Raw genomic sequence first — 14826 nt, forward strand, 5'->3', positions numbered from 1 at the left:
GCCTGCATCAGGCGACCGGTCCGACGCGAGGATCGGGTTTCAGCGTTACCAGCGGGCGTGAACGGCCCGACAGCCGCGCGACGAGGCGCGGCAGCGGCGCGTGCTTCTGCGCCCAGTTCCAATAGGCGACATAGGCGGGATCGGCGAGGAGATGCTTCTCCTCTGTCTTTGCGCGCCAATAATAGACGCCCGAGACGCAGCCGAGCAGGATCACGTTGCGCGCCGCCTCGACCCAGCCGCCCGCGGTGACGAGAAAGGGCAGCGACCCGATCCACCAGGTCAGATTCTTGGACACATAGGCAGGGTGGCGCGTGAGGGCATAAGGCCCGTGCGTGATGATCCCGCGATGCGTGAGGTTCGAAAAGCGGATGCCGAAGGCCATCGTCGCCCAGCTATAGACTGCGGTCAGCGCGGCGAGGACGACCGCCCACACCATGAGCAGCGTCTCGTGCCCCGCCAGCCAATGCCCCCAATCGGCACCGCTTACCTGATAGTCAAGCGGCCCACCGTTCATCAGGATGAAGGGCGGATAGCAGACGAGCGCCGCGACCCACGCCATGCCATAGGGATTGGCGGTGCGGATGTGCGAATCGAGCGGCTTCAGCGTCAAGATATAGCCGACCGTCGCGATGTGGACGTCGACGAGATAGAGGAGGTTGATCGTCCAGATCCCCGTCAGATAGGGGTTGGCGAGCACCTCGGTCATAGGCACCGTGACCAGCGCCGAAAAATTGCCGGGCACGATCGACAACATGAAGGCCGTGAAAAAGCCCTTCACCGCCCATGCACGCAGATGGTGGCCGATCGCGCGAGTATCGACCGGCTGTCCAGGCGCGATCAGCCAGCGCCCAAAGGCGTAGCAGCCGTCGCGCGGCTCGATCGCGCGGCGGTCGAGCCACAGCATATAGGGCACCGAAACGAGCAGCAGCCACGGAGCGGCGTACGTCAGAAGGTCCATCGCAAAGGCGTAATTGCCCGTCCAATAATAGCGCATCGTCGCATAGATGAGCGCGATGAGCCCCCAAGTCGCCCAGAGTCCGGCCAATTTCGTGAGACTGATGTCGAGCGTTTCGCGCCACGGTCGTCGCCGCGACCAGTCGATTCCGGTCGACGGGTTGCGGTGCACCTTGTCGACGAAAACCGACCACAGCACCATCGGGATACCGCAAGCCAGCACGCTCGCAAGCGCCGACGCGGGACCGCTGAGCGGGCCGCGGTCTGCCCAGTCGACGCCGAACACTGCGGCAACCTGAGGCGCATAGCGGGCAAGCAACAAATAGGTGAACAGACCGGCAAGCCCCGCAAAACCGACTCCGGCGCTCACCGCCGACTGCGGACGGCGCGCGGGCAGTTCGGCCGAATCGGCGTCGGCCGAAGGGGCAAGAGTGGTGATCTGGTTCACCGCGCCGACCTAGCCAAAAATGGTAAGCAAGCCGTCAATGATGTTCGGCGATTCGCGGCTATTGTCACTTCGAATGTCAGTATTTTTTCCGGTTTGACACCGTTCACCCCATCACGGTTTCGATTCGCCGCGAGTCGGGGGTCAAAGATTCGCCTGCCGCGATTTGGGCTGTTAGGTCGCTGTCCTGTCGGGGCGGAGGGCTCCATCAAAAAATAAGACGGGGTCGTAGCTTGTCTTCGAAATCGACGGGTCTGCGCCAGTGGCGCCAGCGCTTTTCCGCGCTATTTCAGGACCATGAAATATTTGTTCGTACGCGGGGGCACGTTCGTTTTCTGCGTGTCAGTGCGCTTTGGCAGAAACGCGTCGCGTTGATCGGCGGCCTTGTGCTGGTGGCATGGGCCGGCATTACCGCTGCCGTGTTCATCAACCAGCTGCTCACCGCGAACGAGCGTGCAGAGGTTGCGGCGCAGCAGGCCGCTGCCGCCGCCTCGGAAGCACGCATCGCCCAATATCGCGACCGGGTGGGCGAAATTGCCGCCGACCTTGACGAGCGCCAGGCGCAGCTCGAGGATTGGCAACGCAGTTATTTCGGCGCCGACGCCGTGCCGGGCGAGGCTGGCGAGGCGGCTCCGCAAGCCGATGCCGCGCAACCCGCGGTCGAAACGAGCGCGATCGATCCGCGCCTGCCCCCCGAAGCCCAGATTCTCGCGCGCATCGCGGCGCGGCAGGAAGCGCTGTCGGCGCGTTTGCTCGCGGCGGTAAACGAGCGCGCGGCCAAGGCCGAAACCGCCGTCGCGGCGCTCGGCCTCGACCCCAAGACGCTTGTTCGCAACGCCGCGAGCGGTCGCGGTGGTCCGTTCATTCCGGTGCGCGACCGCGACGCGCGCGGAAAGGCGCTCGGCCCGGCATTTGCCGCGCTCGAAGGCGCGCTGTTTCGCATGGAAGTGCTTGAACGCACGCTCGTCGCCGCCCCGTCGGGCAATCCGGCAAATGTGCTGATGATGTCGTCGGGCTTCGGACATCGCCGTGACCCCTTCACCGGCGCGAGCGCGATGCACGCCGGACTCGATTTCCGCGGCCCCGTCGGCACGCCGATCCTCGCCGCCGCCCCCGGCCGCGTCAGCTTCGTCGGCCGCAAGGCCGGCTATGGCAATGTGATCGAGGTCGATCACGGCCAGGGCATGATGACCCGCTACGCCCACTTGTCGGGTTTCACGACCAAGGTCGGGACGCAGGTCACCGCGGGCCAGCAGATCGCCAAAATGGGCTCGACCGGCCGTTCGACCGGCAGCCACTTGCATTTCGAAGTCCGTCTTAACGGCGTCGCGGTCAATCCGCGCCGCTTTCTGGAGGCCAAAGCCGATGTTCTCGAAGTCAAAAACGACGCCCGACAACGTGTCGGCGCCCTCGCAGCCCACCGCGGTGCCCGCTAAGATGGCGACCGGCGCGCGTCACACGACATTTTCGATTCTGGGGTCGGACGTCGTCGTTACCGGCAATGTCGCCGCGAGCGTCGACCTGCACGTCGACGGCAAGATCGAAGGCGACCTTAAGTGCGCCAATCTGGTGCAGGGCGAATCGAGCGAGATCAAGGGCGCGGTCGTCGCCGACACCGCGAAGGTCGCCGGACTGATCGACGGGTCGATCGAAGCGAAGACGCTGATCGTCCATGCCACCGCGCGCATCACCGGCGACGTGACGTACGAGAATATCACCATCGAAAATGGCGGCAAGGTCGACGGCAAGCTCAGCCACCGCCGCGCCGGCGCCGCGGGCTTCGCCAAATCGCCGCCACCGCTTGAGGTTGTGGAGAACAAGTCGGCGACGCTCGGGGCTTGAGGGCGCTGTAAGCCGGCAATTCGCTCCATCGGTCATCCCCGCGAAAGCGGGGGGCCCGGAGCGAGCTTGAGTTGACCCCGCCGCGGCTTCCCGCTTTGGCGGGAATGCAGGAGCGCTTTATCTGCGCGACGAGGCGATGGGCTCGGTGGGACAGGCGGTGCCGCCCGCGCGGCTCAAGGCGACAGGGAACCAATCCGACGCCGCACGTCCGCATATTCTGTCGGTTTAGAGCAAGCGCCTATTCGGCTTCGTCGACGGCGGGCTTGCCGATCTCCGTGACGAGCAGCTTGTCGATCTTGCGCCCGTCCATATCGACGATCTCGAACTTCCAGCCGCGGTCGACGAAGCTTTCGCCTTCCTTGGGCAAATGCTTGAGGATCGCGAGCGCGTGGCCTGCGGCGGTCGCATAGTCGCGGTCATCGTCGAGTTCGATCCCCAGCCGGTCGGCCATCTGGTCGGCGGGCATCGACCCCGCGATGAGCAGGCTGCCATCGTCGCGCTCGACCACAAATGGTTCGCTGCCGATGTCCTGATCCGACGCAAACTCGCCCGCGATCGCCGACAACAGGTCGGCGGGGGTCACAATGCCTTCGAAATGGCCATATTCGTCGTGGACGAGCAGCATCGGCACATCGGCGGCGCGCAGATTTTCGAGCGCGTCCATCGCGTCGACCTGGTCGTGGATGATCTTTGCGGGGCGGGTCAGCCGGTCCAGGTCGATCGATTCGCTGCGGAACAGCGCAGTCGCAATGTCGCGCGCCTGTACGACACCGACAATATCGTCGACCGAGCCGCGCGCGACCGGAAGCCGCGTGTGCGGGCTGGCGAGCAATTTGGCGCGCACCGCGTCGGCGTCGGCACCGACATCGATCCAGTCGACTTCGGTGCGCGGCGTCATCACCTCGCGCACCGGGCGGTCGGCGAGGCGCACGACGCCCGAAATGATCGCGCGCTCGCTTTCCTCGATCACCCCCGATTTCGACGCTTCGGCGACGATCAGGTGAAGCTCTTCGGCGGTCACGCGATCTTCCGATTCGCGGTTGAGGCGCAGCAGCCGAAAGACGAGCGCCGAACTGTTGTCGAGCAGCCAGACGAGCGGCGCCGCGATGCGCGACAGCCATTGCATCGGGAGCGCCATGACAATCGCGATACGTTCGGGCGCGCGCAGCGCGAACTGCTTGGGAACCAGCTCGCCCGCGATCAGCGAGAAATAGGTGGTGATGACGATGACGGTGGCAAACCCTGCGGTCAGCGCAGTGTCGGGATCGAGCCCGAACCAGCGTTCCAGCCGCTCGCCAACCGGCCCACCCAGGCTCGCGCCCGAATAGGCGCCCGCGAGAATGCCGATCAAGGTAATCCCGACCTGCACCGTCGAGAGGAAGCGTCCCGGATCCGCCCCAAGCTCACGCGCGATCCGCGCACCGCTGCTGCCGCGTTTTTCCGCCGCCTGCAGCCGCGGCCCGCGCGCCGACACGATCGCGAGTTCGGACATGGCGAACAGGCCGTTGAGGAGGATCAGCACCGCGATGATCGCGACGTCGGACCAGGGAAAAGGGGTCATCGGGCGGCCCGTCGGCGTTTCGGCGCCCGGCCCCTGTCAGCTTCGGTCATCGCGCTCCTATAGGCGAAGTCGACCGCGATGCAAAACCACCAATCGACAGCGCCCGTCAGCCAAGGTTCAGCCTTGTTTTGGAACCAGTTGCCCGCGCAGTATGTTATCGGATTGTCATGACGCGGGTGCAGGACCGATCCCGCCGTCAGAAAAGGGAGCGACAAGATGAAAAGCAGTATGATCAAGCTCACGATGATTGCCGCAGCCAGCGGCCTGACGCTCGCCGGTTGCGTCACCGATCCCGAAACCGGGCAAAAGCGCATTTCCAACACCGCGATCGGCGGTATCGGCGGCGCACTGGGCGGCTATCTGCTCGGCGACCTGATCGGCGGGCGCAGCGACCGGACCGAAAAGATCGTCGGCGCGGGCATCGGCGCAGTCGCGGGTGCGGGCGTCGGCTATTATATGGACCAGCAGGAAAAGAAGCTGCGCGAACGCACGGCAGGCACCGGCATCGACGTCGATCGTCAGGGCGACGAGCTTGTCCTGAACATGCCGGGCGACGTCACCTTCGATTACAACAGCGCGGTCGTGAAGGGCCAGTTCCGCGGCGCGCTCGACAATGTTGCCTCGACCCTCGCCGAATTCCCCAGCACCTATATCGACGTCTATGGCCACACCGATTCGACCGGCAGCGACGCCTATAACCAGGGATTGTCCGAACGCCGCGCGGCATCGGTCGCCGACTATCTGGCGGGCCGCGGCATCCAGCGCGCGCGCATGGCGACGATCGGCTATGGCGAAACCCAGCTCAAATGCACGCCCGAGCGGACCGAGGCCGATTATCAGTGCAACCGCCGCGTCGAAATCCGCATCGCGCCGGTGACGCAGAACGACGTCAACGCCGCCCGATAATCAAAAAGCAAATCCCTCCCCTTCAGGGGGAGGGTGGTGAGACCTGGCAGCTGGCTGCCTCGTCGCAGCGGGTGGGGGCCATCGGCCTTGCATAAGGCCGATGGCCCCGACCCCCAACCCCTCCCCCGAGGGGAGGGGCTTGATGGTCACCCCAGACTCGGAAAACTTGCCTTCAACCCGTCGATCACGAATTGCGCGGCGAGCGCGGCGAGCAAGACGCCGAGCAGCCGCGTAATCACCGCCTCGCCCTTGTTGCCGATCAGCCGCATCAGCGGTCCGGCAGCGAGCAGCGCAGCGAGCGTCAGCAGGAGGACGAGCAGGAGCGCGCCGAAGATCACCATCGATGCTTCGATCCCGCTGTTCTGGGCGACGAGAAGCATCACCGATGCAATCGACCCCGGCCCCGCGAGCATCGGCATCGCCATCGGAAAGACCGAGACGTCCTCGATCTCTGGCGTCGCGATGACCTTTTCGGCACGTTGCTCGCGGCGTTCGGTCCGCTTTTCGAAGACCATGTCGATCGCGATGATGAACAGCATGATGCCGCCCGCGATACGGAAACTGTCGAGGTCGATGTGAAGGAAGGCGAGCAGCGCCTCGCCGAACATCGCGAAAAAGATCAGGATGGCGCCCGCGATCAAGGTCGCGCGAATCGCCATCGACCGTCGCTGCGCCGCGCTCGCGCCGCTCGTCAGGCTGGCATAGATGGGCGCGCAGCCCGGCGGGTCGATCACGACGAAGAGCGTGACGAAGGCCGAGATGAAAAGGTCGATCACGGCTGCTTCGGCGCCGCCACATTATCGTCGATGACCGTTTCCATTGCGCTGCCGGTCCATAGCCGCACCGTCACGCGCCGCGCCATGTCGGCGGAAACGGTCGAGGTCCAGCTGAGCGTCTGGTCGGGCGACAGGCCGACCGCCATGTCGGCGCCTTCGCCCGCGGTCGTAATCGCTGCGTCGGAGCGCGAGCCGCACACCGCCTGCTTCGTCTCGATGAACTCGGGCGCCGGACGCGGACTTGCCAGCGTGTCGCCATGGTCGAGCACCCAGCGCGTCTCGCCACTCTTCGGATCGCGCAGCCAGACGGTCGTGAAATAGCCGTTCGCCGGACCCTTCTGCCACGCCCCCGTCGTCGCCGCGGCATTGCCGTCGCAGCTGACGTAAACGGCGTGCGGCTGCCATTTGACCGCCTCGGCGGGGTCCTTTTGCGTCTTGAGCCAGTCGCGCGCCCGGACGCGCTGCGGCACGAACATCGCGGCATCGGGGTGCGAGGTTTCGCGGAACGCCGTCCATTGCCCCTTTTCCTGCGCGAGCCGCGCAAAGGCGAGTTCGGCGGCGACGAAGCCGCTCGGATTGGCGGCAAGCGGGCGGCGGTAGAGGTCGCCTTGCGGCGCGCATCCCGCAAGCAGAGCGAACGCCGTCGTCGCCAGAGCCCATCGACGCATCACAAACCCTCCGGATCGGCAAGCCCCGCGCGGCGATGCGCGGCGACGAGCGTGTTGCGGAGCAGGCAGGCGATGGTCATCGGCCCGACACCGCCGGGGACCGGCGTGATCGCGTCGGCCACGACCGACACCTCTGCATAATCGACATCGCCGACAAGCCGTCCCTTCGCTTCGCCCGCCGCGGGCGGCAGGCGGTTGATGCCGACGTCGATCACGACGGCGCCCGGCTTGATCCAGTCGCCCTTGACCATTTCGGCGCGCCCGACCGCCGCGACCACAATGTCGGCGCGGCGCACGCGTTCCGGAAGATCGCGCGTCCGGCTGTGCGCCATCGTCACCGTGCAATTGGCGCCGAGCAGAAGCTGCGCCATCGGCTTGCCGACGAGGATCGAGCGGCCAACGACGATCGCCTCCTTGCCCGAGAGGTCGCCGAGCCGGTCCTCGAGCAGCAGCAGGCAGCCATAGGGGGTGCAGGGCACCATGCCGGGAATCCCCAGCGCGAGCCGCCCGGCGCTCACCGGCGTCAGGCCGTCGACATCCTTGTCGGGGTCGATCGTCGCGACCGCGCGCTGCTCGTCGAGATGAGCGGGGAGCGGCAGTTGCAGCAGGATACCGTCGACGGCATCGTCGGCGTTGAGCGTCGCGAGCAGCGCCTCGACCGCGTCCTGCGTCGCGCTGGCTGGCAGGCGATGCTCGAAGCTCGCCATGCCGGCGGCGAGCGTCGCCTTGCCCTTCGACCCGACATAGACCGCGCTCGCCGGATCGTCGCCGACAAGCACGACCGCCAGCCCCGGGACGCGCCCGGTCGCGGCGCGAAAGGCGGGGACGGCCTCGGCGATCCGCGCGCGCAGCCCCGCGGCAAAGGCCTTGCCGTCGATCACGTGCGCGGCAGTCGCGACGTCACCCGCCATCGTCAGGCGAGCCCCGCCTGCATGCCAAGCTGGTAGAGGTAGTTCATCACCGGCCCCTGCAGGATGATGAGCAGGATCAGCACGACCATCGGCGTCAGGTCGATGCCGCCGAAATCGGGCATGATCCGCCGGAAGGGACGATAGAGCGGCTCGGTAATCCGGTCGAGCACGTGCCAGAGCTGGCCGACGAAATCATTGTGGGTGTTGATGACATTGAAGGCGATCAGCCACGACATCACCGCCTGGACGATGATGATCCACCAAAGGATGTTGAGCAGAATCGCCAGGATCTGGAGGAACATGAGATACAAGGATGGTCTCCGGCCGAATGGTCGATAGCCCGCTTCTTAGCGGTGAATGAGCGTGCCCGCACCCCTTGCGGTGAAAATTTCGAGCAGCATCGCGTGCGGGATGCGCCCGTCGAGGATGACCGCGGCGTCGACCCCGGCGTCGACGGCGGCGACGCAGGTGTCGACCTTGGGTATCATGCCGCCGGTGATCGTGCCGTCGCCCTTGAGCGCATCGACACCCGCGCGGTCGAGATCGGTGAGCAGCGCGCCGCCCTTGTCGAGCACGCCCGCGACATCGGTGAGCAGGAAGAATCGCCGCGCGCCCAAGGCGCCAGCTATCGCGCCCGCCATCGTGTCGGCGTTGATATTATAGGTCGCGCCATCGGCGCCGAGCGCGACGGGCGCGACGACGGGGATGAAATTGTCGTTCGCCAGATTCTTGAGGATCGTCGGGTCGACCGCGACAGGCTCGCCAACAAAACCCAGGTCGACGTGGCGCTCGATCCCCGAATTGGGGTCGGCCTCGGTGCGCTTGACCTTTTCAGCGAGGACGAGGTTGGCATCCTTGCCCGAAATGCCGACCGCACGGCCGCCGAGCCCCGCGATCCAGCCGACGATTTCCTTGTTGATCTTGCCGGCGAGCACCATTTCGGCGACCTCCGCGGTCGGGGCGTCGGTAACGCGCAGCCCGCCGACGAAGGTCGATTCGATCCCGAGCTGTTTGAGCATCGCGCCGATCTGCGGCCCGCCGCCATGGACGACGACGGGATTGATGCCGACGGCCTTCAAAAGCACGACATCCTCGGCAAAGTCGCGCTGCGCCTCGGGGTCGCCCATAGCGTGGCCGCCATATTTGATCACGAAAGTCTCGCCGGCGTAGCGCTGCAGATAGGGCAGCGCCTCGACGAGCGTTTCGGCCTTGGCGAGCAGGTCGGGCATTTTCGAAGGATCGGTCACGGTCATCATCCGGGGTTCCTGGTGTCAAGGCTGCGGCCGAGGGCGACAAGGCCGGTAATCACGAACGGAATCACCGTGATCGACAGCGCGACCTTTGCCAGCATCTGTCCGCCCATCAGGTTGGCGATCGGGAAGACGCCGTAAAAGGCGATCGTCACGAACAGCAGCGTGTCGACGATCTGGCTGAGCGCGCTCGCAATCGCACCGCGGATCGCGAGCCAGGTCGAGGTTCCGGCACTGTCGGTGCGGCCGCGAAGCTTGGAGAAGATCGTGACGTTGAGGAATTGCGACGTACCATAGGCGACGATCCCGGCGGCCATCAGACGCGGGCTTTGGCCGAGTATCATGTCGAACGAGGCCAGCCTTTCGGGCTGCATCTCTGGGGAAGCCGGAAGCGCGAGCACGAGCGCGGTCAGCAGGATCGACAGGATGAGCGGGACGAACCCCCAGAGCACGATGCGGTTCGCGGTCGGCTGGCCGTGGAGTTCGGACACGCTGCTCGACAGCGCAACGAGCATCAGGAAGGGAAAGATTCCTGCCTCGACCGCGAGCCAGTCGCCGAGCGCGACCTGCTTGTTGCCAAGCACGCCCGCAAGCACGACCATCCCGCCATAGACGATCGCAAACAGGAAGAGCGAAGGAGAAAGCGTGCGCGGCAGCGCCGCCGAAGTGGTGTCGGTCATGCCGCCCGATAGTCGCTTTTTCGAGCGCTGGAAAGATGCGGGGTCAATCGGGCGGGTTGTGCCGCGCCAGGAAGCTTTCGATCGCGGCAAGCAGCGTCGACCGGTCGGCCTCGCGCGAAAAATAATGGTCCGCGAGCGGGATGGACACGAACTCGACAGCTTTGCCTTGCCGGCGCATCGCAGCGTACATTTTTTCCGACTGGATATGGTCGACGGTGACGTCTTTCTTGCCGTGAACGAGCAGAAGCGGCGTCTTGATCCGGTCGATGGCGTTGATCGGCGACACCGCGGCAAAATCGGGCGTCATCTTCTGCCACTGGCTGCGATAGAGGCGTTCGCGCATATGTCCGCCGAAATCATTGACCTCGCGCCGCAGATTGGCGACCCCGGCGATCGAGATGGCGCAGCGATACTGGTCGGGATCCTTGGCGATTCCCCACATCGCCGCATAGCCGCCATAGGATGCGCCGACGATGCACACGCGCCTGGCGTCCGCGAGCCCTTCCTTGACGGCCCAGCGCACCCCGTCGCTGATGTCGTCCTGCATCGCAAAGCCCATCTGCCCCTGCCCCGCCAGCTCAAAAGCCGTACCGTAGCCGGTCGAACCACGAAAATTGGGCTGCAGGACGCCATAGCCACGCTCGGCAAGGAACTGCACCCAATAATCATAAGCGAGTTCGTCATGGGCCCACGGGCCACCGTGCGGCATGACGATGAACGGCAGGTCTGCTGCCTCGCGGCGGCGGGGAAGCGTCAATACCGCCTCGATTTCCAGCCCGTCGCGTGCCCGGTAACGTATCATTTTCGACCGCGACAGACGCTTGGTCCCGATCGCTTCATTGACTTCGGCAAGCGGCGTCAATTGTCTTGCCGCGGCGTCGTACAGAAACAGCAGCCCCGGATTGTCGGCTGTTCCGAAATGCACCAGCATTTTCTTGAGGTCGAAGCTGTAGCTGATAATCCGCACCTTCGACGCGGGCGAAGCCGCCTCTAACCACGCCTGATGGCTCGCCATCTCCTCGTCGATCCAGTGCGTCGGCCGGTCGCGGTCACTGGTGCGAACGCCAAGCAGCCTCATCCTGTCGGGCGACAAGACCACGCCTTCGACATTGGCGTCGGCCGCAGCATAGACAGTCCGGATATCGGCACCCGTCGCCAGATCGACCTCGATCAGCGCCGCGCGGCCATTTTCCGCCTCTCTGATGACATGGCCGCGATCGCTGCGCGGGCCAAAGAAATAAGGGATCGTCAACCCCTCGTCATCGCGAAGCCGGGCGCGCTCGATCGCCTTGAACCCGCCTTCGCCGCCCGCGCGGTAGAGCAGCGCCGTCTTGGTCGAATCGTCGTGATAATTGATCCCGTAACGGACATTGCCGAAATTGTCCGCGCCCCAGTGGACCACGCTCGAGCGCCCGCGCTCGACGACGCGCTTCTTGCCCGTCGCGACGTCGACGCGATAGACGGTCGGCCAGAAATCGGGTGTATTGCTATAAACCGAGTTCTGGCCGGCAGCCAGAATCTCCGTGCTGCCGTCCGACGGCACCCAAAGCACGTCGGCGCCATTCTGTCCGTTCAGCTCCCAAAGAAGCTTCGTCAGTTTCCCGGTCTTGCGGCCAAGGCCGACGAGCCGCGAAATATACCAATTCTCCCCCTCGACGGGACGCAACGCGTAGGTCGACAGGATGATGTCGTCGTTGCCGACCCATTGCAGCCAGCCGATCTCGGTCTGGTCGGGGACCTGGACCGTCACATTCTTGCTGATGTCGTCGGAGAGCGGAACGATGACGATGCGCTGCTCGCCCCCGACAGCGAACAATCCCGCCAAATGCGTGCCGTCCGGCGAAAGCGTAGCCTTTTCGACAAAGGGCAGTCGCGCGAACGCAGCGACCGGTAATGGACCGGCATCGGACCGCGCCGCCGGTGTCGCGGTCGCAGTGGAATCATTTTCGGCATCATGAGCCGACGCCAAGGCCGGACCAGCCAATAACGACAGCGCAATCAACAAACGCAGCATGGCACCCCCAAAGCGCCGACTTTCCATAGAATATTTGTCTTGCCTAGCCCTCTTGCTCCGTCGCCAAACACGTTTAGACAGGCGCATTATCTTTGCGGGGGACGCACGAAAATATGGAACGCCTGATCGGTTTGCTCGGCATCGTCGCATTGCTCGCGATCGCCGTGGCTTTTTCGTCGAACCGGCGCTGGATCCGCCTGCGCGTCGTCGTTCCCGCCTTTCTGTTACAAGCCGGATTCGCGCTGCTCGTCCTCGGAACGCCATGGGGGCGCAATGTCATCCAGGCGATGTCGAACGGCGTAACCAACCTGCTCGGCTATGCCAAGGCGGGCACCGATTTCATCTTCGGGCCGCTCGCTTCGCCCGAAATGGGCGCGAACAGCTTTGCGATCGCGGCGCTGCCGGTGATCATCTTCTTCGCCTCGCTCATCTCTATCCTCTATTATCTCGGCATCATGCAGCTGGTGATCAAATGGGTCGGCGGCGCGATCCAGAAGATTACGGGGATCACCAAGGTCGAAAGCCTGGGCGCGGCGGCGAATATCTTTGTCGGCCAGTCCGAAAGCCCGCTCGTCATCCGCCCCTATCTCGCCGGCCTCACGCCCTCGCAGCTTTTCACGATCATGAGCGTCGGCATGGCGGGCGTCGCGGGGACGATCCTGGGCGCCTATGCCAGCATGATCGGCGCGCACCTGCTGCCCTATCTGCTCGCCGCGAGTTTCATGTCGGCGCCGGGCGGCATCCTGATGGCCAAGATCATGATGCCCGACGATCCCAAGGACCTCGGCGTCGAGCCCGTGATCATGCCCGAGGCAAGCCATGACGAGGAAAAACCCGCGAACATCATCATGGCCGCGGCGCAAGGCGCGCAGACCGGCGTCAAGCTGGCGGTGGCGGTCGGCGCGATGGTGCTCGCCTTCGTCGCGCTCGTCGCGCTCGCCAACGGTCTGCTCGCGGGGGTCGGCAGTTGGTTCGGCTATCCCGACCTGTCGTTCCAGGCCGTGATCGGGGCGATCTTCCGCCCCGTCATGTGGCTGATGGGCGTGCCGTGGGAAGAAAGCGCAATTGTCGGCGGGCTTTTCGGGACCAAGGTGGTGCTCAACGAATTTGTCGCCTTCATCGACCTGGGGCAGGTCCAGCAGGGACTTTCGCCCGCGGGAATTGCTATCGCGACCTTCGCGCTGTGCGGCTTCGCCAACTTCAGCTCGATCGCGATCCAGATGGCCGTGACCGGGGGCCTCGCACCGAACCAGCGGCCGATGATCGCGAAGCTGGGGCTGAAGGCGCTGCTGGCGGGCAGCATGTCGAACCTGATGTCGGCTGCGCTCGCGGGATTGATGCTGGGGCTTGTCTAGGGTCGGGCCCCAGGGTCAGGACACTAGGGGCGAGCGGGCGCCTTGCACCGGCGTTCGAGCCCCACCCCTTTCAGGAAACCGCGCCGAACCGTCCCGGCATAGACTGCGACGGCATAGCGCTTGCGCTCGGCATTGGCACCGGTGATCTCGCCAATCAGGCCGCCGAAGGGAATGAACGAACCCGCCACCGTGCCCGCGACACGGCCCGCCGTTTGCTCGCGCTTTTTCGCGCGGCTTTTTTCGACCTGGGCGTTGACGTCAGGACCGAGGACGGCGTCGAGTTCCTCGATCTCGCGAATGATCGCCGAACAACGCGCCAGCCCGTCGAGCGAATAGGGATCGTCCTGAATGGCGAGCAGCTTGGGCGGCACTTCCTTGCCGTCGAAGGGCTCGGTCACCGAATTGGCGGTGTCCTTGATAACCGGGTCTTCGGGTGCGCCTTGTTGCGCGGCGGCCGGAAGGGCCAGCGCAAACGCTGCGATGCAACCGCTGAAGGCAATCAAGATGCGCATGGCCGGTCTCCGTGGCTGGAGATATGATCTTACGCCTCACAGTCCGCGATACAAGGGTGGCGCGTCACCGCGTCGGAACGGGCGCCTCGCCGGTCCAGTCGTAAAAGCCGCGCCCGGCCTTTCGGCCGACCCAGCCCGCCTCGACATATTGGACAAGCAGCGGCGCGGGGCGGAATTTGGGGTCGCCGGTGCCGCTGTGCAGAACCCGGATGATTTCGAGGCAGGTGTCGAGCCCGATGAAGTCGGCAAGCGTCAGCGGCCCCATCGGATGATTGAGACCGAGGCGGCAGCCGGTGTCGATATCCTGCATCGTCGCGACGCCTTCACCCAGCGCGAATACCGCTTCGTTGATCATCGGCATCAGCACGCGGTTGACGATGAAGCCCGGCGCGTCGTTCGCATGGACGATCTCCTTGCCGAGCCCGCGCCCGAACGCCTCGACCGCGGCGAGCGTTTCGTCGCTCGTCGCGAGGCCGCGGATCAGCTCGATGAGCCCCATCACCGGGACGGGGTTGAAGAAATGCACCCCGATGAAGCGCGCCGCATGGGGCGCTGCCTGCGCGAGGCGGGTGATGGGAATCGAGCTGGTGTTCGAGGCGAGTATCGCGCTGTCCGACAGATGCTGCCCGACACTCGCAAAGATCGCGCGCTTGACTTCCTCGCGCTCGGTCGCCGCCTCGATGACGAGGCCGGCAGGGGCAAAGGCGGCATGGTCGGCCACCGGCGTGATGCGCGCGAGCAGCGCCTCGGCGGCCGCCCCGGTCATTTTTTCCTTTGCGACGAGGCGGTCCAGCGCCTTGGCGATCCCCGCCTTGCCCGCTTCGGCGCGCGCAAGGTCGATGTCGGAGAGCAGCACGTCATGTCCGGCGCCCGCCGATACCTGCGCAATCCCCGCGCCCATTTGCCCCGCACCGATGACGCCGACGATCATTTTGCCCTCCGGAAATATATG

General features: G+C 65.1%; 15 protein-coding genes. 4 read left to right on the forward strand and 11 right to left on the reverse strand.

The window, feature by feature from the left end; all coding sequences use genetic code 11:
- Positions 1-7 precede the first annotated feature (7 nt).
- Complete coding sequence (locus H7692_RS08500; RefSeq protein WP_201928772.1) at positions 8-1393, reverse strand: methyltransferase family protein; 1386 nt, start codon at positions 1391-1393, stop codon at positions 8-10.
- 377 nt (positions 1394-1770) lie between these two features.
- On the opposite strand from H7692_RS08500, the gene H7692_RS08505 reads away from it, so the two are divergent.
- Both H7692_RS08505 and H7692_RS08510 read left to right on the forward strand, forming a co-directional pair.
- Complete coding sequence (locus H7692_RS08505) at positions 1771-2835, forward strand: M23 family metallopeptidase (RefSeq protein WP_227340056.1); 1065 nt, start codon at positions 1771-1773, stop codon at positions 2833-2835.
- A gap of 1 nt (position 2836) precedes the next feature.
- The gene (locus tag H7692_RS08510) at positions 2837-3241 is read left to right on the forward strand and encodes a bactofilin family protein (RefSeq protein ID WP_201928686.1); all 405 of its coding nucleotides are present in this window, start codon (positions 2837-2839) and stop codon (positions 3239-3241) included.
- Between the two features lie 238 nt (positions 3242-3479).
- On the opposite strand, the gene H7692_RS08515 is transcribed toward H7692_RS08510, so the two are convergent.
- On the reverse strand, positions 3480-4802 hold the full coding sequence (locus tag H7692_RS08515) for a hemolysin family protein (protein ID WP_222136451.1): 1323 nt from the start codon (positions 4800-4802) through the stop codon (positions 3480-3482).
- 216 nt (positions 4803-5018) lie between these two features.
- Between H7692_RS08515 and H7692_RS08520 the strand changes: the two genes are divergently transcribed.
- Complete coding sequence (locus tag H7692_RS08520; RefSeq protein ID WP_314817358.1) at positions 5019-5708, forward strand: OmpA family protein; 690 nt, start codon at positions 5019-5021, stop codon at positions 5706-5708.
- A 146-nt stretch (positions 5709-5854) separates the two neighbouring features.
- On the opposite strand, the gene H7692_RS08525 is transcribed toward H7692_RS08520, so the two are convergent.
- From H7692_RS08525 to H7692_RS08555, 7 genes are read right to left on the reverse strand one after another with little or no spacing between them, the layout of a single operon-like run.
- Complete coding sequence (locus tag H7692_RS08525) at positions 5855-6484, reverse strand: MarC family protein (protein ID WP_201928684.1); 630 nt, start codon at positions 6482-6484, stop codon at positions 5855-5857.
- Complete coding sequence (locus tag H7692_RS08530; RefSeq protein ID WP_222136452.1) at positions 6481-7152, reverse strand: hypothetical protein; 672 nt, start codon at positions 7150-7152, stop codon at positions 6481-6483. The genes H7692_RS08525 and H7692_RS08530 overlap by 4 nt, the downstream gene beginning before the upstream one ends.
- Positions 7152-8063 carry a bifunctional methylenetetrahydrofolate dehydrogenase/methenyltetrahydrofolate cyclohydrolase FolD gene (gene folD / locus H7692_RS08535; RefSeq protein ID WP_222136454.1) on the reverse strand — a complete coding sequence of 304 codons (912 nt, stop codon included), beginning with the start codon at positions 8061-8063 and terminating at the stop codon, positions 7152-7154. The genes H7692_RS08530 and folD overlap by 1 nt, the downstream gene beginning before the upstream one ends.
- Positions 8064-8065: 2 nt before the next feature.
- Complete coding sequence (locus H7692_RS08540) at positions 8066-8365, reverse strand: YggT family protein (RefSeq protein WP_201928681.1); 300 nt, start codon at positions 8363-8365, stop codon at positions 8066-8068.
- A 45-nt stretch (positions 8366-8410) separates the two neighbouring features.
- Entirely contained in the window at positions 8411-9319 is a 909-nt protein-coding gene (gene argB / locus H7692_RS08545; RefSeq protein WP_201928680.1) for an acetylglutamate kinase, read from the reverse strand.
- The gene (locus tag H7692_RS08550; RefSeq protein WP_201928679.1) at positions 9316-9993 is read right to left on the reverse strand and encodes a queuosine precursor transporter; all 678 of its coding nucleotides are present in this window, start codon (positions 9991-9993) and stop codon (positions 9316-9318) included. Before H7692_RS08550 ends, argB begins: the two co-directional genes overlap by 4 nt.
- Before the next feature lie 43 nt (positions 9994-10036).
- Positions 10037-11962, reverse strand: coding sequence for an alpha/beta hydrolase family protein (locus H7692_RS08555; protein ID WP_222136456.1), 1926 nt, complete (start codon positions 11960-11962; stop codon positions 10037-10039).
- Positions 11963-12120: 158 nt separating this feature from the next.
- On the opposite strand from H7692_RS08555, the gene H7692_RS08560 reads away from it, so the two are divergent.
- Entirely contained in the window at positions 12121-13362 is a 1242-nt protein-coding gene (locus tag H7692_RS08560; RefSeq protein ID WP_201928677.1) for a NupC/NupG family nucleoside CNT transporter, read from the forward strand.
- A gap of 23 nt (positions 13363-13385) precedes the next feature.
- Here H7692_RS08560 and H7692_RS08565 read toward each other — a convergent pair whose 3' ends face one another.
- Positions 13386-13874: a hypothetical protein gene (locus H7692_RS08565; protein WP_222136458.1), complete on the reverse strand. Its 489-nt coding sequence runs from the start codon at positions 13872-13874 to the stop codon at positions 13386-13388.
- Between the two features lie 64 nt (positions 13875-13938).
- On the reverse strand, positions 13939-14805 hold the full coding sequence (locus tag H7692_RS08570; protein WP_222136460.1) for a 3-hydroxyacyl-CoA dehydrogenase NAD-binding domain-containing protein: 867 nt from the start codon (positions 14803-14805) through the stop codon (positions 13939-13941).
- Between the last annotated feature and the right edge of the window lie 21 nt (positions 14806-14826).

This window comes from Sphingopyxis sp. P8 (genome assembly GCF_020622175.1).
GTDB lineage: Bacteria > Pseudomonadota > Alphaproteobacteria > Sphingomonadales > Sphingomonadaceae > Sphingopyxis > Sphingopyxis jiangsuensis.